This window comes from Candidatus Rickettsia kedanie, assembly GCF_045865205.1.
GTDB classification, from domain to species: Bacteria; Pseudomonadota; Alphaproteobacteria; order Rickettsiales; family Rickettsiaceae; genus Rickettsia; species Rickettsia australis.
The window spans coordinates 118,923-142,885 of the sequence record NZ_BAABMM010000040.1; the positions used below are offsets into that span (position 1 = coordinate 118,923).

A 23,963-nucleotide genomic window follows, 5' to 3' on the forward strand; every position below is an offset into this window, starting at 1 on the left:
ATATTTATAGAATTAACACTATATGCATATGTAATCCCACAGCAAAGTAAATCAATCGAGCTATTAGTATCGGTTAGCTACACACATTACTGTGCTTCCACACCCGACCTATCAACGTGGTGGTCTTCCACGGCTCTAATGGGGAAGTCTAGTTTTGAGGTGGGTTTCCTGCTTAGATGCATTCAGCGGTTATCCCTTCCGTACTTAGCTACCCAGCTGTGCCGTTGGCACGACAACTGGTCCACCAGGGGTACGTCCACCTCGGTCCTCTCGTACTAAAGGCAGATCCTCTCAAACTTCCTACACCCACGGCAGATAGGGACCGAACTGTCTCACGACGTTCTAAACCCAGCTCACGTACCACTTTAATCGGCGAACAGCCGAACCCTTGGGACCTTCTCCAGCCCCAGGATGTGATGAGCCGACATCGAGGTGCCAAACGATTTCGTCGCTATGGACGCTTGGAAATCATCAGCCTGTTATCCCCGGAGTACCTTTTATTCGTTGAGCGATGGCCCTTCCACTCGGGACCACCGGATCACTATGACCGACTTTCGTCTCTGCTCGTCTTGTCAGACTCGCAGTCAGGCTAGCTTATGCCATTGCACTCTAAAAGTTGATTTCCGACCAACCTGAGCTAACCATCGTGCGCCTCCGTTACTCTTTGGGAGGCGACCGCCCCAGTCAAACTACCCACCATGCATTGTCTCGGATCCTGATTCAAGGATCTCGGTTAGATATCAAAAACCAAAAGGGTGGTATCTCAAGGGTGACTCCACAAAGGCTGACGCCTTCGCTTCGTAGTCTCCCACCTATCCTGCACATCTAATTCCTAACACCAGTGCAAAGCTATAGTAAAGGTTCACGGGGTCTTTCCGTCTGACCGCGGGAACTCCGCATCTTCACGGAGAATTCAATTTCGCTGAGTCGATACTGGAGACAGTGGGGAAATCGTTACGCCATTCGTGCGGGTCGGAACTTACCCGACAAGGAATTTCGCTACCTTAGGACCGTCATAGTTACGGCCGCCGTTCACTGGGACTTCAATTCAGAGCTTGCACCCCTCCTTTTAATCTTCCAGCACTGGGCAGGCGTCAGACCCTATACGTCGTCTATTGACTTTGCAGAGCCCTGTGTTTTTAATAAACAGTCGCTACCCCCTAGCTTGTGCCACCTGCACATGGTTGCCCATACACAGGTCATCTTTCTTCCGAAGTTACAGATGCAATTTGCCTAGTTCCTTCAACATCGTTCTCTCAAGCGCCTTGGTATACTCTACCTGTCCACCTGTGTCGGTTTCGGGTACGGTCTATAATGAAGGGGTTATTTCCTGGAAAATACCCACTGCACAATCAATCCAATAAGACTGTACAATTTACTACTTTCGTCACATCCTTCAGGTTCAGGAATATTAACCTGATTCCCATCGACTACGCCTTTCAGCCTCATCTTAGGGGCCGACTAACCTTGCGCAGATTAACTTTACGCAAGAACCCTTGGACTTTCGGCGAGAATGTTTCTCACATTCTTTATCGCTACTTATGTCAGCATTCTCACTTCCGATACCTCCAGCAAACCTTACGGTTTACCTTCACAGGCTTACGGAACGCTCCGCTACCACTTGCACTTAGTGCAAATCCGTATCTTCGGTACATGACTTGAGCCCCGTTACATTGTTGGCGCAAGAAAACTTATTTAGACTAGTGAGCTATTACGCTTTCTTTAAATGATGGCTGCTTCTAAGCCAACATCCTAGTTGTTTTGGTCTTCTCACATCCTTTAAACACTTAGTCATGATTTAGGGACCTTAGATGGCGGTCTGGGCTTTTTCCCTCTCGACTATGGACCTTAGCACCCATAGTCTGTCTGCTATGCTGTACCCGCCGACATTCGGAGTTTGATTGAGTTTGGTAAGTCTGTGGGACCCCCTAGCTCATTCAGTGCTCTACCTTCGACGGTAATCGCTATAACGCTCTACCTAAATAGATTTCGCGGAGAACCAGCTATATCCGAGTTTGATTGGCCTTTCACCCCTAACCACAGCTCATCCCCTACTTTTTCAACAGTAGTGGGTTCGGTCCTTCAGCGGATTTTACTCCACTTTCAACCTGGCCATGGCTAGATCACCCGGTTTCGGGTCTAATTCATCTAACTAAACGCCCTATTCAGACTCGCTTTCGCTACGCCTACACCTCACGGCTTAAGCTTGCTAGATAAACTAAGTCGCTGACCCATTATACAAAAGGTACGCCGTCACAAGACATATAAATACGCTTGCTCCGACTGCTTGTAAGCATTTGGTTTCAGATACTATTTCACTCCCCTTGTCGGGGTACTTTTCACCTTTCCCTCACGGTACTTGTTCACTATCGGTCACTAGAGAGTACTTAGGCTTAGAGGGTGGTCCCCCTATGTTCAAACAGGATTTCACGTGTCCCGCCTTACTCAAGGACTTCAAACTTTTTACCTATACGGGACTATCACCCTCTATGGTCAACCTTTCCATGTTATTTTAGTTATTTTTTTGAAGCCACTGGCCTAGTCCGCGTTCGCTCGTCACTACTAACGGAGTCTCGGTTGATGTCCTTTCCTCCAGCTACTTAGATATTTCAGTTCGCTGGGTTTGCCTTATATAGCTATGTATTCACTATACAATACCTAATAAATTAGGTAGGTTTCCCCATTCGGAAATCTTCGGATCAAAGTTTATTCGCAACTCCCCGAAGCTTATCGCAGCGTATTACGTCCTTCATCGCCTTCTAGTGCCAAGGCATCCACCAAATGCTCTTATTATACTTACTTAACGCTTCTAACTTGAGATTACACGATGCATACAGAATTAATTTCACAATTATTTTCAGTATCTACTCACGATATAAATTTTTATTATTTCGGTGTACTTAGTTTTTAGCTTTATCAACTTTTTAAACAGCTACAAAGTTTTACGCTTCAAACTTTGTGTGATGATTTTATATATATATTTTTAAAGCTTGTCAAACACTAATTTCAAATAATTTTAATTTTATTGCTTATGAGGGGCTTAAAGTTATTTTAACCTCTTTTTAAAGTAGGATTTGTTGGCTTTTTGTTTAGATTTGCGGTCCCTAATTTTGTATCTACCTTACCGCCTAAATCTTCAAAAAAGAATCTGCCTTTTTGTAAAACATGATTTACTGCTTTCATTTCTCCTTCTCTGTTTATCAAACCGCTTTGAGTTTTAACAAACAATCATTTACCATCTTTTCTAAAGACTAGATTTTCATCAATTTCAAAATCTTTAGTTATACTTAAATTACCGTTCTTATCAAAATTACCTAAAATATTTTTCTGTAAATCAGCAAATTCGGCATGAGCGTATCATTTTGAAATTTCTTTTATTTGCTTTGGATCGCTTATATATTCACCTGCTTTGTTAACAAAGCTGCTAATTTCATATTGAGATGTTTTACCGTGCGGAGTTTTTTTGACAAGAAATTGAGTTTCCGTAAGTAGCTTAGTTCGATCCTCTACTTCATCATCTACTATATTAATTACTTTCCTTTTTACAGAATAAATATCACTATTCTTTTCAAGCTTTAAGATAAACTCCTTAACGTCTAAATTATCATTAAACCTAACCTCTTTTTTATCTTTACTCATAATTAATACTCTTATTTTAATATTGTAGCTTTTAAAATATTTGTACCACGTAAAAATTCTTCTACATTCAAAGCTTTTTTACTCTCTTGCTGAAGTTTTTTCACTTGCAATATACCGCTTCCACAAGCTATTTCCAGCTTATCGCTAATAACGGTGCCGGCAGTAAAGTGATGATGCGTATTTAAATATTCTGCTTCAAAGATTTTAATTACTTTATCATTATAACTAAAATATGCTCCGGGCCAGGGATTCATGCCCCTTATTTTACAATCTATTTTATATGCGGATTCATGCCAATTAATTTTTCCTTCTTCTTTAGTTAATTTATGAGCATACGTAACGCCCTCACTTGACTGTTTTATCGGTACTATATTATCAATATTTGCAAGTGTTTTTATTAGTAATGCAGCTCCTAAATTAGCACATTTATTGTGCAATTCCTCCAATGTTGTTCTTCTTTCTAAATCAAAATCTTCTTTCATCAATATATCACCTGTATCAAGCCCTGTATCCATACGCATAATACATACACTACTTTTCCGGTCACCCTCTATAATAGTACGCTGCAGCGGTGCTGCTCCTCGATGACGAGGCAAATCGGATGGATGGATATTAAGACAGCCGTATTTTTTAGCCTCTAATATAGCTTTCGGCACAATAAAACCATACGCAATAACAACTATAATATCCGCATTAATCTCATTAATTAGATTTACTATGTCATCATTACGAAGTATAGAGGGAGTATAAACAGGAATTTGATGTTCAAATGCTAACTGATGTATGGGGGATTTAGCCAAGTTAAGTCCTCTGCCCTTAGCTTTAGGTTGCTGGGTAAAAATAACTTTAACTTCATGATGCATTATAAGTTTTTTAAGAGCGGGAACTGCAAATTCAGGCGTTCCCATAAAGATTACTTTCACACTATATTATTTTTAAGTTTCTTGAGCTTACGAAGCACCACATCTCGTTTTAAATTACTTAAATAATCAACGATGAGCTTACCTTCTAAATGATCATACTCATGCTGGATAACTCTTGCAAGCCAATCATTTGCTTTAAGCTCTTGCGATTTACCATGATAGTCTAAATACCTAATCTTTATAGATTCCGGTCTTGCCACCTTAATACGTTGCTCCGGTACTGAGATACAACCTTCATTAGCCGTAATTAGCTCTTCTGATTTTTCTATTATTTCAGGATTCACTATAAAAAGCGGATAAAAATCTTTTGGTCTTTCTACCGAATCATGATCTTTTATATCAATTACTAAAATACGTTTCAATACCCCTACTTGTACTGCTGCGAGTCCTGCACCGTCTTCATGGTACATAGTTTTAAGCATATCATCCATAAATGTTCGTGTTTGATCTGTAAACTCTAAAACCGGTTGAGATTTCTGCTTTAACCTACCATCAGGTGCTGTTACTATCGGTAATATTGACATAAAATCTTAATATTTTATTTTTATGTACCATAAAACCATCAAAATGTCAAGAAAGAAAACCTGCCTAATTCCGGCAATAGTTGTATAATAAACTCACCTATTTGCAATAATTTGTCGAATTAATAACATTTAGTAACAAATAATAGCAAATATCAGATAACATGTTAATAAATAAGGCTTGCATAAAATTAAGGAGGAATAGCAATGCATTGGGGTTATATTGAAGAAATTGCCGAACAACTCGAAGAATATTGTAGCGATCAGTATAATGAAAAAAAAATTTCATTATTAAAGCTAGAGCAACTGATTAGAGATTTAAAGGACTTTGAAGATGACGAGCAAAAAGTCGAAGAAGTTACATTAGAAGAAATTTTAGACAAATGGGAAGAATTACGCGAAGAAATTAGAGAAATCGATTAAGTAGCTTTTGAGTTATTGTCAGGCATTTATAAATTAACTTTATAAAAATATATTATAATCAATAAAAATATAGCAACTCCCTGAAAAAAAACCCTTAAAATCATTAACTTTGAACTAAATCTCTTATCAAACTTTCCTCCGATAGCCATCGACACTACCCCTATAATAAGAACCGCAACGGTTAAACCAATCGCAATAAATAACCACATCATAATTTATTACTCAATATATAGTTTCCTACATAAAGATTATATGCTTTTTCTCTTTTAAATCAATTATCTAATTAATATTTAAGATTTATAGATAATTCAACAATTACTTTAAAAGAAAAAGATATATTAGGTTCTTTCGTTCTTATTAATTTCCGCTTAAAAATATCTAAAAATACGAATAATTTAATTTTCTGCACGCAAGAACCTAGAGTATTTTGAGAAACCTAATCTCAGCTTTCTGAGTTACACTATATATATTATCTATCAGTTTAACAAAAGCACCATTTCCTAAAACATTAGCACAAGTGATTACAGGATCAAACAAGATATAAAGAGCTGTCATCAGATACATCATATTAGTATTAAAACCTAGATATTGTTTAAGTATAGGGAGCATTACAATAATTCCACCACCTGGTATAACTGCTACTGAAAATTTTGCCAATACAAAATAAAAAGTAAAAATAAGATAATTAAATAAAGTAGGTTCAGCTAATCCATAACTTTTTAGTATAGCATAAGCCAAAATCGGTATAGCGCAACAATCGCCAACAAGATAAATATGTACTGTTATTGGTACAACAGTACGAGCAAGTGCTTTATTATTTGTATTATTTTCCGCTCCTTATACTAAGTGGCATATAACACTAGACATTGCACTAAAGCCAATTAGATTTAATAGATAGACTTATTGAATATAATAACCTTTTTACTTCTAAACTCATTAGTGGGTTGAATAATATGATAACTATGATAATAGCCATTAAAATAAGTGGCATTTTACGAAACATAAAACTTACCTAATAATAATTAGTTAATTTAAAGGGGTGGATATAATTAAAAGAAAGATATAGAGATACTGTTACCGGCTTGCACCGGTTGTAGTAGTAAAGAAAGACTGGAAAGTTAATATTTGCATATTCATAAATTCAATATACAGTTGTTATAGAGAGAAAAATTAGTGTTGCAATAAATTTTCTAGAAGTTCTTTAGGAGGTATTGCTAATTAAAAGCAGAGTAGTTAATAAATTAACGTCATTGCGAGAAAAATTACAGAGTAATTTGACGAAACAATCGCAGAAATTTATTGTTATTTCCTAAGATTTCCTATAGTACCGGACATTTTTTAAAAAATCCTTGATGTTATCCTGGCGAAAGCAGGACGGCATTGTTGCGTGGCTCAGTTTTTCCAGTGTTATCCCGTAGCTTGACCACGGGATCTATCAAAACAATAAAAATACTAGTATTTTGAACTGGATACCGCGATCAAGTCGCGGTATGACACTGAAAAACTTGGAGTATTTTTGCAAAAACAACATAACCTTCTCACTTAACAACTACTACCCCTCTTCAGATTGTTCTAATCCCTCTTCCTCTAACTCACTACCTTCTTCGCTTTCAGAAGTTTCAGCAATTAAAGAGACAGATACGACTTTTTCACCGTCATCTAGCTTAAATAGGATTACGCCGCTAGTGTTACGTCCCGTAATACGCACTGACTCAAGTTTACAGCGAATTAACTTACCGCTATTGGTAATCAGCATTAGCTCATCATCCATTTTAACCGGCATAACACCGACGACTAAACCGGTTTTGTCGTTAATATCCATATTGATTATACCGCTACCGCCTCGATCGGTAATTCTATAGCCATATGCCGAGCTTCTTTTACCGAAACCGTTCTCTGTAACTGTTAAGATGAATTCTTCGGAATTTGCCATTTCTAAAATAGAATCTGTAGTCAAAGTTACACCTAACTCTTCGAGGTAAAACTCCTCACCTTTAGCAATCTCAAGCCTTTTTTCCCATGGCACTGTTAAATAAGCATCTCTATCCTCTTTTGTACTGCTAATGCCTTTAAGCACGGTCATAGAAATTACGGAATCCTCCTTAGCAAGTTTCATACCTCGTACCCCGTCGGAAATACGGCTCTTAATAACACGCAGCGATTCAACAGGGAATCTTAAAGCTTTTCCGGCTTTAGTGGCAAGTAAAATATGCTCGTCTTCTTTACATGGTTTTACGTCTATTAATTTATCATCCTCATCAAGCCTAATAGCAATTTTACCGCTCGACTGAATCTTTTTGAAATCTAATAAATCGCTTCTTCTGATATTACCCTTGGCAGTTGCGAACATAATGTTTAAATTATCCCATTCATCCTGATTTTCAGGTAGCGGCATAATATTCGTAATATGCTCATTTTCTTTCAGCGGTAATATATTAACCATCGGTCTTCCTTTACCTTGCCGATTACTTAAAGGTAATTTATACAGTTTTAAACTATAAACCTGACCGATATTTGAGAAGAACAACATCGGAGTATGAGTACTACCGACAAAAACTCGCGTGGTAATATCTTCATCACGCATTGAAAGCCCGGATCTGCCTTTACCGCCTCGTTTTTGTGAACGATAGCTACTTAGAGGTACACGCTTGATATACCCACCAAGCGTTACGGTTACTACCATTTCTTCACGTTGAATTAAATCTTCTATATCTTGATCAAACTCACCGAATTCAATTGAAGTAAGACGAGGAGTCGCAAACTCTTCTTTAACTTTAATTAGCTCTTCTTTTAAAATTTCAAGTAATCTTGTACGAGACCCGAGGATATTAAGATATTCGGTGATCTCCGTAGCGAGGTTCTTTAACTCCTCTTCAAGCTTGTTTTTCTCCATAGCGGTTAGACGTTGTAGTCTCATTTCTAAGATTGCCTTAGCTTGCACCTCAGTAAAACTACATGTGTCTTGCTCATTTAACATTGCTTTATCATCAACCAGCTTTACAAGAGGTAGGATATTTAATGCTTCCCAGCTGCGTGCCATTAATTCTTGTTTAGCTGCATTCGGGTCATTTGCAGCTTTAATAATACGTATTATTTCATCGATATTACTAATGGCAATAGTTAGTCCTAGTAAAATATGTGCTCTATCTCTTGCTTTATTTAGTAAATATATAGTACGGTTAGTAATTACCACTTCTCTAAAACTAACGAAAGCCGCAATTACTTCTTTCAAATTCATCACTTTCGGTAGCCCGTCTTTAAGAGCAAGCATAATAACACCGAAGCTAGTTTGTAGCTGCGTACATGCGTATATTTGATTTAAGACTACTTCCGCAACTACGTCTTTCTTTAACTCAATAAAAATCCTTACACCGTTTTTATTCGATTCGTCACGTAAATCACTTATACCTTCTATTCGCTTTTCCTTAACCATTTCAGCAATTTTCTCAACGAGCCTTGCCTTATTTACCGTATACGGTATTTCGGTAATAATAATTGCTTGCCGGCTATTACCGATATTCTCAATCTCGGCTCGACCTCGCATAATGATATTACCTCTACCGGTAAGATATGCCGATCTAATACCGCTAATGCCTAAAATCATTGAACCTGTAGGAAAATCCGGTCCTTTAACAACTTCGAGTAAATCTAATATTTCTATATCATTATTATCTATATATAAACAGCACGCATCGATAACCTCACCAAGATTATGAGGCGGGATATTAGTTGCCATACCAACCGCAATACCTCCGCTACCGTTAACCAATAAATTTGGAAACATTGCAGGAAGTACGGAAGGCTCTTCTTCAGAACCGTCATAATTAGGGTTAAAGCTGACAGTCTCTTTATCGATATCCTCTACGAGCTTATGCGAAACTTTGGCCATTCGAGATTCGGTATATCTCATCGCTGCCGCTGCATCACCATCCATCGAGCCAAAATTACCTTGCCCGTCGACAAGCGGCAGACGCAAGGAAAAAGCTTGTGCCATACGTACTAACGAATCGTAAATAGCACTATCACCGTGCGGATGGTATTTACCCATCACGTCACCGACTATTCTTGCGGATTTTCTATAAGGTTTGCTAGCATGATTACCAACTTCATGCATGGAATAGATAATTCGGCGATGTACCGGCTTTAAGCCGTCCCGAACATCCGGTATAGCTCTACTTACTATAACGCTCATAGCATAATCAAGATAAGATACTTTCATCTCATCTTCGATATTGACCGGTACTAAATTAGAAGAATATTTATCAGTCACGATTACTTAGCCTTAAATTTAATAAATTATATTAATTATAGAGACATAATAAATTTCTTTCAAGGATTGCTTGTATTTATAATTGTGGCATTGTTTCTAAGCTACCGATGTCATTCCTGCGAAAACAGGAATCTAGTTTTTTAAGCAAATTATATACTAAATTTTTATGTAATTTTCTTTATTTATCATTTTTTACTGGATTCCCGCCTACGCAGGAAGGCACTGTTGCGTGGATCAATTTTACCTCTGTCATCCCGTGGCTTGACCAGGAGATCCAGTTAAAAAACTAAAATTATTAGTATTGTTTATTGTTTTTATGGACCCCGTGGTCAAGCCACGGGGTGACACAGTGGATTTTACCGGTCCACACAACAATGCCTGTTTGCAGTGACGACTTAGGTATCTATGCAACAAGCTCTTTAGTTACTTGCAATGACGACATCAACCGTTTCTAGGCAATGACATAATCGTAAGAGTTAACAAACATATTAGAATTATTTTATACTTTCTAAATATACTGAACGTTGCTCTATTCTTTTTATATCATCTAATGTTACCAGTTCTTCTAACCTTTGTTTAAACTTAGCTTTTAGTTTTTCTAAATCTTTATTTTTCTTAGAAATCGGTAATATTTTAGATAATAATTTATTATTTTGTTGAGCATGTAATTACTCCCATGATTAAACTTAAATTGCTCAAGTTTCAACCACCAAAGATTTGAACCTTGGGTGGTTGGAGCGTTCAAAGAACCGTCACAGAACAGTTATAATAGCTTTTAGATTTAAAGTTTACACCTTAAACCTTGGACATAGCTACTATCACCCCAACCATGACAAAGTTGAGGAGCATTTTTAAATGGATAATGCTAACCATCTGTGATAAATGACTTCTACACCCAAGAATAACATTACTGCTATTCTTGCGGAAGGTTTTAATTAATTTTTTAAAAAAGTCAATTAGCTATCTATACAACAAGACTTGTATTATTGTATTAAGTTAAACTAACAAACCTCTATAAGGCTATGGTGGGAATCACCAATCAATATCCCGAAACCTTCCCCTGCGTTATCATTATGATCAAAATGATTGTAATTAAAATCATTTTTAGGACAACACAATTTGAATCTAATATCTTTAATACGAATTGTATCTACATAACTTGATTTAGTATCATATATCCATAAAACTTTTGCTCCATTCCAAACAACTTGTTTCTCATCCGACAACTTTATGGCTTTATAATTTTTAACTTTTAATCTATTAATTATAGTAGGAGTCAAAGCATCTGTAATAATTTGAGGTCCAGCTCTAAGTGAAATCCTTGCCTCATCACTTGAAAAAGGAACGGTACCTATATCGGTATACGAAGTATCAGTCGAAGTAAATATTACATTACCATATCTGTTTATTACTAGTCTTAAATCAACTGTGGGGTTTGTAACAGGAAGTCCATTCACCGGAAAAGCTATTGCCCCATTTAAAATACCGAAAGGATTACCAAATGTAATGGTATCGCCATTTATTATCAAACTATTCGGACTATTCCATGCTCCTAGATTCTCTATTCCAGCAGCATTATGTATTGCTGTATTTTCCAGCATAATCATTACCTCATTTTCTATTAAAAAACCATTATACATAAAATTATAAATAAGCAATTAGAGTATTAATAAATTAATATCTCACTTACTTATTATTGCGAGTGGCTAAAAATTTTGTTGCATGGGTTCGCTTTATGTCATTCCCGCGAAAGCGTTGTTGCGTGGATACCGATATCATTCCTGCGAAAGCAGGAATCTAGCATAAAGCGAGATAAATCGAGCTTTTAATTTCAAAAATTTGCTGTATTTTATACTTTTTTTTTCTGGATTCCAGCTTCCCCGGGAATGACATCGAACCGGTTTTACCACACCACTTAATAAAGCTTGTAGGTGATATAATGATAAATTTTAAGAATGTTCTTCTTCCTGCTGTTTATACCAAAGTTCAGCGTAATAGCCTTTGTACCGGAGTAAGGTTTTATGGTTACCTCGTTCAACTATATAGCCGTTATCTAAAACAATAATCTCGTCTGCATCGATAATAGTTGATAGTCTATGAGCAATGATAAGAGTAGTATGGTGGGCTGAGATCTCTTTAAGACTTGCTTGAATTAGCTTTTCGGTTTTAGTATCAAGCGAACTTATTGCCTAATCAAAAACATATATTGACGGATTTTTGAGTAACGTTCTTGCGATTGCAATATGCTGTTTTTCACCGCCCGAAAGCTTCAAACCTCTCTCGCCTACCTGCGTCTCATAACCTTCGGGTAACGTGCTAATCAACTCATGAATATGCGCATTTTTTGAGGCTGCTATAACTTCGTCATAGCTTGCTGCATTATTACCGTATGCGATGTTGTAATATATCGTATCATTAAACAATACCGTATCTTGCGGGATCATTCCTATAGATTTACGTAGCGTTCGTTGCGTGACTTCTCGTATATCTTGATTATCTATAGTAATGCTACCGCTGTTGATATAGTAAAATCTGAATAACAAGCGTGATATCGTCGATTTACCTGCACCGCTACTACCGACTACTGCGAGTGTTCTACCGCTCTTAATCATAAAGCTTATATTATGCAAAATCGGACGTTCCTGATTATAAGCGAAGATAACATTCTCGAAACTAACTTCACCTTCTGAGAGCATTAGCTCCTGAGCATCTACTGAATCTTGTACTTCTGCCGGTATATCTAACAGCTTAAACATATCTTCCATGCTGATTAAAGCACTTTTAATCTCTCTATAAGCAAAGCCGAGCATTGAAAGCGGAATTGATAACTGGAACAGGTAAGTATTCACCATAATTAAATCGCCGACGGTCATTATTATTCTGATGAACAGCATTTACCGAAAGTATCATTAAATCCACAAGACCAAGCGAGATAATAACATCCTGCCCTATATTTAAAATCGATAGACTGTTAGTGGTTTTAGTTGAAGCTTTTTCATACATTTGCATTGCTGCATCAAATTTCTGTGCCTCATATTCTTCATTTCCGAAATACTGGACAGTCTCAAAATGCAGTCAACTATCGATCGCTCTATTATTGGCTGTGTTGTCGCTTTGGTTCATTTCTCGTGCAAAAGCAATTCGCCAAGTACTGATTTTAAAAGTAAACTATCATGGTTATTAAGATAGTCATGGCAAACCAAATACCATACACATACCACAACATCCCGCTTACAAGTATTATTTCTACACTTGTTGGAACGATATTAAATAACGAAAACCTTAGCACCGTTTCAAGACCTTTAGTACCCCGCTCTATTGGCCTACTTAAGCTCCATGTTTTTCTAGTAATGGAAAACGCATACTTAAATTATGCATGTGCTTAAAGACATTTAGAGCAACTAAGCGGGTTGCTTGATGCCCCACTTTTGAGAAAATAATATTTCGTAATTCACTGAAAATTTGGACAAGTATTTTTGTTCCACCATATGCAACAATAATACCGATAATAACCAAAAGAGCAAAATTTTTATTTAGACCATCTATTATATATTTATAAACAATCGGAACGAAAATATTTATTACTTTAGCTATGACTAGACAGATAAGAGAGGTAACAATACGTAGGCGTATATCAAAACCTTTCGACCATAAATAGGGCAGAAGTAGATAGAATGAATTTTTGTAGTTGTTGTGGTTAGGCATTGTTATTCAGTGTCATACCGCAACTTGATCGCGGTATCCAAAAATTTACTTTAAAAATTCTTCGTATAAATCCTTCCAATCAGAATTACTAGAATTAATTAAATCTAACTTCCATTTTTTATATTCTTTTAAACGTTTTTCACGACCAATTGCAAGGTTTATATCATTAAACTGCTCAAAATAAACTAATTTATCTATATCGTATTTTATGGTAAAACCTTTTGTGAACTTCTGTTTATGTTGCCAAATACGCTTTATACTATTAGAAGTAACACCAACATACAACGTACCATTACATTTATTAGAAAGTATATAAACGTAATATTCTTTCATTTTATAACACAAGTTGCTTGTATATTTTTTTGGATCCCGCGATTAAGTCGCGGGATGACATTTTAAATACTCTTCTTCGGTTGCCTTTCCAGCAACTTATCTAGCCTTCCCTCTTTTTCAAGATTAAACAAATCATCACACCCACCAACATGCATATTATCTATAAATATCTGTGGGACAGTTCTTTGACCACCGGATTTCTTAATAAATTTTTCTTTCTCTGCCTGAGTAAAATTACTTACTTCAATTTCCTCATAAGCAACATTTTTCTCATCAAGCAATGCTTTAGCTTTTATGCAATAAGGACAACTCGCGAGAGTATAAATAATAATTGTGTGTAATATAGCTTTATTCATAATGTTATATTTTTTTGTTAGATTTTAATATATTATCTTAAACTATAGTTTTTAAAGCAAGTAAAAATGCATGAATCATTTTTCTATTATCTCAGAATATAAACCGGCAGGCGATCAACCAAAAGCAATAGATGAAATTATAGCAGGGTTAAATAGTAAAAAACGCTCACAAATGTTGCTTGGTATTACGGGGTCGGGCAAAACTTTTACTATGGCAAATATTATAGAGAGAACTAATCGCCCTACTCTGATAATGGCACATAATAAAACTTTAGCTGCTCAAATTTATTCAGAAATGAAGTCGATTTTTCCAAAGAACGCCGTTGAGTATTTTGTCTCATATTATGATTACTACCAACCCGAAGCTTATATAGCACGCACCGATACTTTTATCGAAAAAGATTCATTAATTAATGCACAAATTGATTTAATGCGTCATTCTGCTACAAGATCGTTATTAGAGCGTCGTGATGTTATAGTAGTTTCTTCCGTTTCCTGTATTTACGGGCTTGGCTCTCCTGATCTATATTACCAAATGACCGTTAATCTAGAACCTGGTAAAAGCTACCCTCGTGATAAACTACTAAATGATTTGATAAATCTACAATATGAACGTAACGATATAGGGTTTGAGCGTGGCTGCTTTAGGGTTAAAGGCGACAACATTGATATTTTCCCCTCACATTATAGCGATAAAGCTTGGCGTTTATCGTTTTTCGGTAATGAACTCGAATATATCCACGAATTTGACCCCCTAACAGGTGCAAAACTTGCTAAGCTTGATAAAGCTATAGTCTTTGGTAATTCACACTTTGTGATGCCACAAGAGACGGTCAATAGTGCCATATCAGGTATTGAGGAAGAATTACAAAAACGCTTAGAGTTCTTAAAGTTGCAAAATAAACCGCTTGAAACTCAAAGGCTAAATCAACGTATTCAATATGATCTTGAAATGTTAACGGAAACAGGAAGCTGTAAAGGCGTTGAAAATTATTCGAGATTCTTTACCGGTCGTAATGCCGGTGAGCCACCACCGACATTATTCGAGTACTTGCCGGAAGATGCGTTATTATTTGTTGATGAAAGCCATGTATCCGTACCACAAATTAAAGCGATGTATAACGGCGATCGAGCAAGGAAAGAAGTATTGGTAGAGCATGGGTTTCGTCTGCCTTCTGCTCTTGATAACAGACCTTTAAAATTTGAAGAATGGGAAAAATTTAGACCGCAAACCGTTTTTGTATCGGCAACCCCGGGACCGTTCGAGTTAGAAGAAACCGGAGGCACTGTAGTAGAGCTGATTATCAGACCTACGGGACTGCTTGATCCTGAATGTATTATAAAGCCGGCCACCAAGCAGGTTGAGGATTTAATTAGCGAAATTCAAGCCACTGTCGCTAAAGGCTTCCGTGTCTTAGTCACCACCTTAACTAAAAAAATGGCTGAAGATTTAACCGCCTATTTGCAGGACCTAAAATATAAAACTTCCTACTTACATTCTAACGTGCATACTCTAGAACGCATCGAGATTTTACGAGATTTAAGACAAGGTACTATCGATATTTTAGTCGGTATTAATCTATTAAGAGAGGGGCTTGATATCCCTGAATGCGGCTTAGTTGCTATACTTGATGCAGATAAAGAGGGATTTTTACGGTCGGAAGTATCGTTAATACAAACAATCGGAAGAGCTGCAAGAAATAGTGAGGGCAGAGTTATACTTTATGCCGATAACATGACTAAATCTATCGATAAAGCTCTTAGTGCAACGTTGCGTAGAAGGCAAATTCAGCAAGAATATAATGAAAAACACAGCATAATTCCAAAGACTATCAACCGTGCTATTCACGCTTTAGCAGCACTTGAAAAAGTCGATAGTAAGCTTGATAAAAAACAAGCTCATACTTTATTTGATAACCCTGCTAAGTTAAAAGCTCATATCGACAAACTAAAGAAAGAAATGCTTAAAGCCGCAAGTAATCTTGAATTTGAACAAGCCGCAAAACTTCGAGATCAGCTCAAAACTCTAGAGGCGGCAGCACTTGAGTTGAGCTAAACCCGATTGTCACCCCGTGGCTTGACCACGGGGTCCAGTAAAAAAATATAAATATAACAATTTCTTAAAACTAAAAGCTCGATTTATTTCGCTTTTTTCTGGATCACGTGGTCAATCCACAGGATGACACCCAGCAGATTTTTCTATCCATACAACAACACCCATTAACAACACTTAAAGCTTTTCCTATGATACGGTGATAAGCCGTATGTATTAATAGCTTCTATATGCTCTTTGGTACCGTAACCGGAATTTTTGTGCCATAAATATTGTGGAAATTTAGCACTTAATTCTAGCATCAAACGATCCCTAGTAACTTTTGCGATAATAGAAGCTGCTGCAATCGATAACGATAAATTATCACCGTTAACTATACTGATAAATCTTTCATCACTAAACTGCATATTACCGTCAACTAAAACTATTTCAGGCTTAACATTAAGATTTGCTGCAGCAATAGAACAAGCTTTTTTAGTTGCCTCTAATATATTGATCTTATCAATTTCGGTGTGGGTAATAATAGCAACTGCCCAAACATAATTACTAGTTATTTGCTCATATAATAGTTCTCTTTTCTTTTTAGAAAGCTTTTTAGAATCCTTAATGCCCTGTATAATATTAGCGTTATCTATTATAACAGCACTTGCGACCACCGGACCTGCTAGCGGTCCTCTACCTGCTTCATCTATACCTGCTACAATATAGTTATGATATTTTTTTTCAAAATGTAATAGGTCTACTTCCATAATTGTATTTTTCTAATTTTTAATGTATACTCGTTTAACTTGAAAAATTGATATCGCTGCATGGATTATGTCATTCCCGCTTTCGCGGGAATGACATAAATGAGCTATGCAACAAAACCTAAAATAATATAGAATTTTAAAGTGCAAAATTATTTTCAATTATTAGGACTTCCACAAGAGTATAATATTGATTTAAAGATATTAGAAAAGCAATATTTTGCTATGCAGGTAAAATATCATCCCGATAAAGCAAAAACTTTGCAGGAAAAGGAACAAAATCTAATTACTGCGGCTGAATTAAATAATGCTTACTCTACTCTTAAAAATGCCTTAAAGCGTGCTGAATATATGCTGCTTTTACAAAATATAAATTTAAATGACGAAAAAACACGTAGTTTACTTTCGCCGCTAGAATTAAGCATCTTTTGGGATGAAATGGAAATAATCGAAAATACTATCTTATTTAGTGATTTAGAAAAAATAAAAGATAAATATGAATTAATGAAAAAGCAAGAAATTGATTCTTTAAAACAAGCCTTTGAAGAACAAAATCTATCAGACGCAACTATAAAAACTAGCAAGCTTAAATATATTGGGACATTGCTGCATAAACTGCAAGAAAAAATAAAATCATGCAAATAATAGAAATTAGGGAACCGGAGCAAGCTGATTTTAAGCAAGAACAGCAAATAGCAGTCGGTATCGATTTTGGCACTACTAACTCATTAATAGCTATTGCAACTAATAGAAAAGTTAAAGTTATTAAATCTATAGATGATAAAGAATTAACCCCCACTACTATAGATTTTACAAGTAACAATTTTACTATAGGTAATAATAAAGGACTCCGGTCTATTAAAAGACTATTCGGTAAAACATTAAAAGAAATTCTGAATACTCCAGCACTTTTTTCGTTAGTTAAAGATTATTTAGACGTAAATAGTAGTGAGCTTAAGCTAAATTTTGCCAATAAAAGGATAAGGATTTGTGAAATTGCAGCAGAAGTTTTTATTTACCTAAAAAATCAAGCAGAAGAGCAATTAAAGACTCACATAACTAAAACAGTTATAACCGTACCTGCACATTTTAACGATGCAGCAAGAGGCGAAGTAATGCTTGCGGCTAAAATAGCAGGTTTTGAAGTATTAAGGCTAATTGCCGAACCTACTGCAGCTGCCTATGCTTACGGCTTAAATAAAAACCAAAAAGGTTGTTATTTAGTATATGACCTAGGCGGCGGCACTTTTGACGTATCTATTCTTAATATACAAGAAGGTATTTTTCAAGTTATAGCAACAAACGGCGATAATATGCTTGGTGGCGACGATATAGATGTAGTAATTACACAATATCTTTGCAATAAATTTGATTTACCTAATTCTATAGATACTTTACAACTTGCAAAAAAAGCAAAAGAAACTTTAACATATAAAGATAGTTTTAATAATGATAATACATCAATTAATAGGCAAATATTAGAACAACTAATTTTACCTTTAGTAGAACACACTATCAATATAGCTCAAGAATGTTTAGAACAAGCAGGAAATCCAAATATAGACGGAGTTATTTTAGTAGGAGGTGCAACCCGCATTCCTTTAATAAAAGATGAATTATATAAAGCATTTAAAGTAGATATGCTATCAGATATTGATCCTGATAAAGCAGTTGTATGGGGGGCTGCATTACAAGCAGAAAATTTAATAGCACCCCATACAAATTCATTATTGATTGATGTAGTACCTTTATCGCTGGGTATGGAATTATATGGCGGTATAGTTGAAAAAATCATTATGCGTAATACTCCGATTCCTATTTCGGTAGTAAAAGAATTTACGACTTATGCCGATAATCAAACCGGTATACAATTTCATATATTGCAAGGTGAACGTGAAATGGCTGCCGATTGCCGCAGTTTAGCCCGATTTGAGTTAAAGGGACTGCCTCCTATGAAAGCAGGAAATATTAGAGCCGAAGTTACTTTTGCTATTGATGCAGACGGTATATTATCCGTTTCTGCTTATGAAAAAATCAGCAATACATCGCATACTATAGAAGTAAAACCAAATCACGGTATTGATAAAACAGAGATTAATATTATGTTAAAAAATGCTTATAAAAATGCTAAAATAGATTATAATACAAGATTATTACAAGAAGCAGTAATTGAAGCAGAGGCTTTAATCTCTAGCATAGAACGTGCTATAGCAGAATTAACAACTTTATTATCGGAAAGTGAGATATCTATAATTAATTCTTTATTAGATAATATAAAAGAAGCTGCACAAGCTAGAGATCGGATCTTAATTAATAATTCTATCAAAGAATTTAAATCCAAAATAAAAAAATCTATGGATACAAAGCTTAATATAATAATTAATGGTGTACTCAAAGGCAAAAATATCAATCAAATTAAATAATCTCAGTTATATATAAAATACTATATATCATTGAACTAATTTAGATAAGGCAAAATAAGAAGCATGTCAGGAAAAATAAAAGTCACATTTATTATAAATGATGGAGAAGAAAAAACAGTAGAAGCACCGATAGGGCTGTCTATTTTAGAAATTGCCCATAGTAACGATCTAGATCTTGAGGGAGCTTGTGAAGGATCGCTTGCTTGTGCTACTTGTCACGTTATTTTAGAAGACGAATTTTACAACAAATTAAAAAAACCTACGGAAGCAGAGGAAGATATGCTTGACTTAGCCTTCGGTCTTACCGATACTTCTAGATTGGGATGTCAAATTATTTTAACCGAAGAATTAGACGGCATAAAAGTACGCCTTCCTTCTGCTACTCGTAATATAAAATTATAATGGATTAAAAAAGTGATACGTAAAATACTGCTTTTTGTGTTCTTAGCCTTTACTATAATATGGTTTGCCACTGCATATACTATAAAAAATAACGTTGTAAGTTTAATTAAAAATTCTGGATCCGATAATCGTAAGATATCTTATAATGCGATTAAGTTTTCAGGCTATCCTTTTAATTGGAAAATTACCATAACGGATCCTAAAGTAAAATTAATTGATCATGTAAATTCTCAAGAATTTACATGCGAAAATATTGTCCTGAATATAGCTTTTAGTACTAAAAGAGCTGCTCTTAATTTTGGCCCTTTTATTAAAGAAGTCGATAATTACGGCGATCAAACATTTACCTATGATGTACGCAGCGATGATGACATAAAGGGTATAGGAAAATTTAATAAACCTTTATATAAAATATCAAAAGATGATAATTTAAAAGAAATATTAAAATCAATTCAGTTAAATAATAAAGCATTATCGATATTTAAAGATAATCAAGAAGTCTTTAAAATTCATGATTTAGCATTTCTTATAAAAAAACAGAATCTAGCAAGTGAGAAAAATATATCCTTATTCTTAAATATGAATTATTATTCAGAAAAAGATATTTTGAATTTTAAAAATGCTAATTTAGATATTGCTGCTTCTTTAAAATTTGCTGAAGATGAAGAAGATTCAGCTATTTTACAAAATTTTAATATAGAAAGATTTATTTTTGCTTGTGATAATGATTCTAAAGTTAATTTAAACGGTGCTTTACAATTCTTTGTCAATAAATTACCGGCAGGAAAATTATATTTTGAGCTAGAAAATTATAATTCCATAGTTGATAAATTATTACCGAATAATACTATTTTTGCTAAGAAAATAATTAAAACAATTATTGCTAAAGCAATTAATAAAGCTTCCGACGAGCAATTAAATACAGATCAACATGATGCAAATTCGGCTTATAACAATATAGAAAAAGCTAAGTTTGATATTGAGTTTTCAGATAAAGGAATAAATATCGGTTCTATTAATTTACTAGAACTAAAACTTGGTCAACATAAAGAAGACCAAAACACCGAAAATAATCCAAATTAGTTTTATGAATAATTTTAAACTAGCTACTATTATTAGCCTATTTCTTATTTGCAGTAATATTTATGCTGCTCCAAAAGTCATTAAAATCGGTACCTGCTCTATTTTAAAAGGATATTATGCTATTGGACTTGATTTATGCAAGACTATTACAAATAATGCTAAAAATAATGAACATATTAAATGCGAAGTTGTTGCAACAAACGGCAGTATAGAAAATTTAAAATTATTACAACAAGGCAAAATTGATTTAGCTCTAGTGCAGGCTAATATTGTAGTAGAAGCATATGAAGGCATAGGTTATTATCACGATCAAGAAAAAATGCAAAATTTACATCAGGTACTTAATCTACATGATGAGTTTTTACGGTTATTGTAAAAGATGAGGATAAAATAAAAGTTTTTGCTGATATTGACGGGGAAAAAATAACTAACGATCCGGCATTTTCCAGTAGTAATATTACTTATTATGCTATACGTTCTTTATATAAATTTTCTAAAGAACCTGAAGAGCTACACATTAATTATGAAGATTCTATTGATAAATTCTGTAATAAGGAAATAAATGCTATAATAATGATGGTTGGCCACTCTAACCCCTTAGTAAATTTAATAGCTAATAAGTGTGAAGTTGATTTCGTTTCAATTGAAAATGATAAAATAGCAGAATTAATAAAACAAAATAGAGCGTTTCATAAAAAGCTATACTTCACAAGGGCTTATATCCAGGGATTACCGATGATCAAACTACAGTAAAAGTATTGGCAATTCTAGTAACTAGAGATGAAGCGAATCGTGATATTGTAGATCAATTTATCAGAGCTTTTCATAGAAACGTAGCAAATTTTAAACTTTCTAATTACTTATTAAATAACCTCGATATTAACTATTTTGCCGATACTAAAAATTTTGTTCTACCAAAACATGATTCAGTAAGAAATAAAAACTAACAATATATTATGTCTAAAAATACTATATTTAAAAATATACTTATACCTATAGATTTAAATGATAAAAAATCTATAACAGGTATTCTTTCTAAGGCTTTAATGCTTGCAACGAACTTTCAAGCAAAATTACATTTTATGTATGTAATTCCTGAATTCGGTACGAAAATGTTTGAAGATTATTTACCTAAAAATTGGAGAACCGAGAAAAAAGCAAAGTATCAGACTCAAATTAAAGAACTTATAAAACAATATATTCCTGATGAAATTGAAACAGATTATTATATAGGTAGCGGTGCCGTTTATGATGAAATAATTAAGCACTCTAATGAAATTAAAACCGATTTAATAATAATCTCTGCAGTCAGACTACAATTAAAAGATTATATGCTTGGACCTAATGCTTCTAAAATCGTCCGTCATTCAGATATATCAGTTTTAGTAGTAAGAGACGAGTAATAAGTATTATTTATGGTTCTTACGTCATTCCTGCAAGGCATTGTTGCGTGGACCTGCTGTTCCGTCATTGAGAGAAGAATGACGTAGTAATTCGACGAAGCAATCCAGTAAAAAATTCTGATTTACAGAGTTTTTGTATTATTTTTTCTGGATTGCTGCGTCGCTTCGCTCCTCACAATGACGATTAGGTATCCACGCAACAATACCACGCGAGATAACATGCATTAACCGTACATGGAATAATAATAACTTACAACTTTACAAAGACTTAGTGGCTTTGGTATTGCTTTTGTAAGTGGCAGTTATACTCTAAAGTCACACTTATATTACCTTTTTCAGTTAAAACACTAGCACCAATATTATAACCGACTTTAGGCTGTTTTGGTAATGCGATAGTTTCATTAACTTCTTTATCCTTCCATTTGACTTTAGCATTAAGCTTTTTACTCTTATTGTTAAAGTAATTTTCTACAGAAGCTTGAAGTGCAGGCGTCACACTAAAACCTTCAGCTATTCTCGATTGGTATTATTTATAAATACCTTATGATTAAGATCTGTTACTTTAACACTATTATGTAATCCTATTTCTGCGATGCTAAAGCACACTACCGCCTAAAATACCGCTGCATAAATGCTGCTTTTTAGAAGCAATACTCAAATGCTGAATACCTACATTACTTTTTTGAGAGGTACCGTCTTTAGAGTGACCGTATCTTATCCCAAGATTTGGAGTAAGAGTAATACCGCCATTCATAAGATGATTATAACTTAATAAGGTTTCAAAAGTTATAATTATTATTCTTATATATACCGATTGCAATAGTACCTAAATGATTGATTTTACTCTTTACTATATTATGATTGTAAGCAAACATAGCGTGGATCATAAAGTTTTTTGGTAACTCTTTTTGACCATATAGAGCTAATATATGGCTATCAATAGTAGTGTTTAACTTGCTACCGCTAGATTTGAACTTTGAATCTAGTTTAGTATAAGCAACACCTACTAAATCTTTGTAGTTATCAGAACCTATAGTACGGCCTGAAGCATAACCTTTATAACCGCCAAACCCTTTTTGCTTATTAGTACCGATAGTACCTGCAACCCAAATACCCTGATCTAACACTCTTTCATCTTCATCACCTGCAGCAACCGCGGCACTAGAGAACATTCTATGCGATATAATATTGCGGTTCATTTGAGTGATAATATCATGAATCGAATTATATATTGCTCCAATCATTTCTTCGTCTTGTTTTACTGCATTTTGCATTTCTGCAACTTCAGCAGTTTCAACTCTTACAGCTTCAGCAATTCTTGCTTCTTCTACCTCCTTTATAGAAGCAGCTACTTTTGCTTCCTCTTGTTTCAGGTTTTCAAAACTATCTCCAGAATCCTTAGATTCTGATTTATTTACAACTACTGTAGTGCTACCAGATACTTCTACTTTTGTTTGCGCTTGCATTATATCGTCATCATCATCTTTAAAATCTTCATCATCGTCCTCATCATCAAAGTCTTCAATATTGCCTTCTACATGCACAATCCTATCTACCATACGCGTCAAGTTAAGGGATGTTTATAAGTTTAAGAGAAGATAAAGTAGATTTTTTTGTTTTCCTATATTTATCTTTTAAGCAAAAACTTACCCAAGCTATTCGTAAATTTTTAAAGAAGTTTTT

At 34.8% G+C, this 23,963-nt stretch carries 19 protein-coding genes, 1 rRNA gene and 5 pseudogenes; 8 read left to right on the top strand and 17 right to left on the bottom strand.

Going from position 1 to position 23,963, the window contains the following annotated elements:
- Positions 1 to 42: 42 nt before the first annotated feature.
- The 4 genes and pseudogenes from ACKTSD_RS06690 to def form a co-directional block, all read right to left on the bottom strand.
- Positions 43 to 2,802 (bottom strand): 23S ribosomal RNA (locus tag ACKTSD_RS06690).
- A 249-nt stretch (positions 2,803 to 3,051) separates the two neighbouring features.
- Positions 3,052 to 3,429 (bottom strand): annotated as a pseudogene (locus ACKTSD_RS06695) (hypothetical protein).
- Positions 3,430 to 3,650: 221 nt separating this feature from the next.
- Positions 3,651 to 4,562 carry a methionyl-tRNA formyltransferase gene (fmt, locus tag ACKTSD_RS06700; RefSeq protein WP_412708544.1) on the bottom strand — a complete coding sequence of 304 codons (912 nt, stop codon included), beginning with the start codon at positions 4,560 to 4,562 and terminating at the stop codon, positions 3,651 to 3,653.
- Entirely contained in the window at positions 4,559 to 5,086 is a 528-nt protein-coding gene (gene def, locus ACKTSD_RS06705; protein WP_412708545.1) for a peptide deformylase, read from the bottom strand. The genes fmt and def overlap by 4 nt, the downstream gene beginning before the upstream one ends.
- Positions 5,087 to 5,290: 204 nt before the next feature.
- Here def and ACKTSD_RS06710 point away from each other — a divergent pair, with 204 nt between their 5' ends.
- Positions 5,291 to 5,506 carry a Fe-S cluster assembly protein IscX gene (locus tag ACKTSD_RS06710; RefSeq protein ID WP_412708546.1) on the top strand — a complete coding sequence of 72 codons (216 nt, stop codon included), beginning with the start codon at positions 5,291 to 5,293 and terminating at the stop codon, positions 5,504 to 5,506.
- Positions 5,507 to 5,532: 26 nt separating this feature from the next.
- Here ACKTSD_RS06710 and ACKTSD_RS06715 read toward each other — a convergent pair whose 3' ends face one another.
- The 9 genes and pseudogenes from ACKTSD_RS06715 to grxC form a co-directional block, all read right to left on the bottom strand.
- Positions 5,533 to 5,718 carry an HIG1 domain-containing protein gene (locus ACKTSD_RS06715; RefSeq protein ID WP_412708547.1) on the bottom strand — a complete coding sequence of 62 codons (186 nt, stop codon included), beginning with the start codon at positions 5,716 to 5,718 and terminating at the stop codon, positions 5,533 to 5,535.
- 71 nt (positions 5,719 to 5,789) lie between these two features.
- Entirely contained in the window at positions 5,790 to 5,915 is a 126-nt protein-coding gene (locus tag ACKTSD_RS06720; protein WP_412708548.1) for a peptide deformylase, read from the bottom strand.
- Between the two features lie 8 nt (positions 5,916 to 5,923).
- Positions 5,924 to 6,316 (bottom strand): annotated as a pseudogene (locus tag ACKTSD_RS06725) (cation:dicarboxylate symporter family transporter); the annotation flags it as partial.
- A 742-nt stretch (positions 6,317 to 7,058) separates the two neighbouring features.
- Positions 7,059 to 9,776: a DNA topoisomerase (ATP-hydrolyzing) subunit A gene (gyrA, locus tag ACKTSD_RS06730; protein ID WP_412708549.1), complete on the bottom strand. Its 2,718-nt coding sequence runs from the start codon at positions 9,774 to 9,776 to the stop codon at positions 7,059 to 7,061.
- Between the two features lie 217 nt (positions 9,777 to 9,993).
- A pseudogene (locus ACKTSD_RS06735) lies at positions 9,994 to 10,160 on the bottom strand (tRNA lysidine(34) synthetase TilS); the annotation flags it as partial.
- A gap of 617 nt (positions 10,161 to 10,777) precedes the next feature.
- Entirely contained in the window at positions 10,778 to 11,377 is a 600-nt protein-coding gene (locus ACKTSD_RS06740) for a hypothetical protein (protein WP_412708550.1), read from the bottom strand.
- 348 nt (positions 11,378 to 11,725) lie between these two features.
- Positions 11,726 to 13,481, bottom strand: a pseudogene (locus tag ACKTSD_RS06745) (ABCB family ABC transporter ATP-binding protein/permease).
- A 45-nt stretch (positions 13,482 to 13,526) separates the two neighbouring features.
- Positions 13,527 to 13,814, bottom strand: a complete 288-nt coding sequence (locus tag ACKTSD_RS06750; RefSeq protein ID WP_412708551.1) for a GIY-YIG nuclease family protein — start codon at positions 13,812 to 13,814, stop codon at positions 13,527 to 13,529.
- Between the two features lie 62 nt (positions 13,815 to 13,876).
- Positions 13,877 to 14,170, bottom strand: coding sequence for a glutaredoxin 3 (gene grxC / locus ACKTSD_RS06755; protein ID WP_412708552.1), 294 nt, complete (start codon positions 14,168 to 14,170; stop codon positions 13,877 to 13,879).
- 70 nt (positions 14,171 to 14,240) lie between these two features.
- Between grxC and uvrB the strand changes: the two genes are divergently transcribed.
- A complete protein-coding gene (gene uvrB / locus ACKTSD_RS06760) occupies positions 14,241 to 16,226 on the top strand; it encodes an excinuclease ABC subunit UvrB (protein WP_412708553.1) in 1,986 nt (661 codons plus the stop codon).
- 164 nt (positions 16,227 to 16,390) lie between these two features.
- On the opposite strand, the gene rnhB is transcribed toward uvrB, so the two are convergent.
- The gene (gene rnhB, locus ACKTSD_RS06770) at positions 16,391 to 16,972 is read right to left on the bottom strand and encodes a ribonuclease HII (protein WP_412708554.1); all 582 of its coding nucleotides are present in this window, start codon (positions 16,970 to 16,972) and stop codon (positions 16,391 to 16,393) included.
- 141 nt (positions 16,973 to 17,113) lie between these two features.
- Here rnhB and hscB point away from each other — a divergent pair, with 141 nt between their 5' ends.
- From hscB to ACKTSD_RS06800, 6 genes and pseudogenes are all read left to right on the top strand, one after another.
- Entirely contained in the window at positions 17,114 to 17,614 is a 501-nt protein-coding gene (gene hscB / locus ACKTSD_RS06775; RefSeq protein WP_412708555.1) for a Fe-S protein assembly co-chaperone HscB, read from the top strand.
- Positions 17,605 to 19,392 carry a Fe-S protein assembly chaperone HscA gene (gene hscA, locus ACKTSD_RS06780; protein WP_412708556.1) on the top strand — a complete coding sequence of 596 codons (1,788 nt, stop codon included), beginning with the start codon at positions 17,605 to 17,607 and terminating at the stop codon, positions 19,390 to 19,392. The genes hscB and hscA overlap by 10 nt, the downstream gene beginning before the upstream one ends.
- Positions 19,393 to 19,455: 63 nt before the next feature.
- Positions 19,456 to 19,794, top strand: coding sequence for a ferredoxin family 2Fe-2S iron-sulfur cluster binding protein (locus ACKTSD_RS06785; RefSeq protein WP_412708557.1), 339 nt, complete (start codon positions 19,456 to 19,458; stop codon positions 19,792 to 19,794).
- Between the two features lie 12 nt (positions 19,795 to 19,806).
- Complete coding sequence (locus ACKTSD_RS06790) at positions 19,807 to 20,877, top strand: RP198 family tick cell line-upregulated protein (RefSeq protein WP_412708558.1); 1,071 nt, start codon at positions 19,807 to 19,809, stop codon at positions 20,875 to 20,877.
- A gap of 4 nt (positions 20,878 to 20,881) precedes the next feature.
- Positions 20,882 to 21,824, top strand: a pseudogene (locus tag ACKTSD_RS06795) (TAXI family TRAP transporter solute-binding subunit).
- Positions 21,825 to 21,833: 9 nt separating this feature from the next.
- Positions 21,834 to 22,280, top strand: a complete 447-nt coding sequence (locus ACKTSD_RS06800; protein ID WP_412708559.1) for a universal stress protein — start codon at positions 21,834 to 21,836, stop codon at positions 22,278 to 22,280.
- Positions 22,281 to 22,548: 268 nt separating this feature from the next.
- Here the strand turns inward: ACKTSD_RS06800 and ACKTSD_RS06805 are convergent, their stop codons facing one another.
- The 3 genes from ACKTSD_RS06805 to ACKTSD_RS06815 form a co-directional block, all read right to left on the bottom strand.
- Complete coding sequence (locus tag ACKTSD_RS06805) at positions 22,549 to 22,776, bottom strand: hypothetical protein (protein ID WP_412708560.1); 228 nt, start codon at positions 22,774 to 22,776, stop codon at positions 22,549 to 22,551.
- Positions 22,777 to 22,875: 99 nt separating this feature from the next.
- A complete protein-coding gene (locus ACKTSD_RS06810) occupies positions 22,876 to 23,034 on the bottom strand; it encodes a hypothetical protein (RefSeq protein WP_412708561.1) in 159 nt (52 codons plus the stop codon).
- 25 nt (positions 23,035 to 23,059) lie between these two features.
- Positions 23,060 to 23,839, bottom strand: a complete 780-nt coding sequence (locus ACKTSD_RS06815) for an autotransporter outer membrane beta-barrel domain-containing protein (protein ID WP_412708562.1) — start codon at positions 23,837 to 23,839, stop codon at positions 23,060 to 23,062.
- Between the last annotated feature and the right edge of the window lie 124 nt (positions 23,840 to 23,963).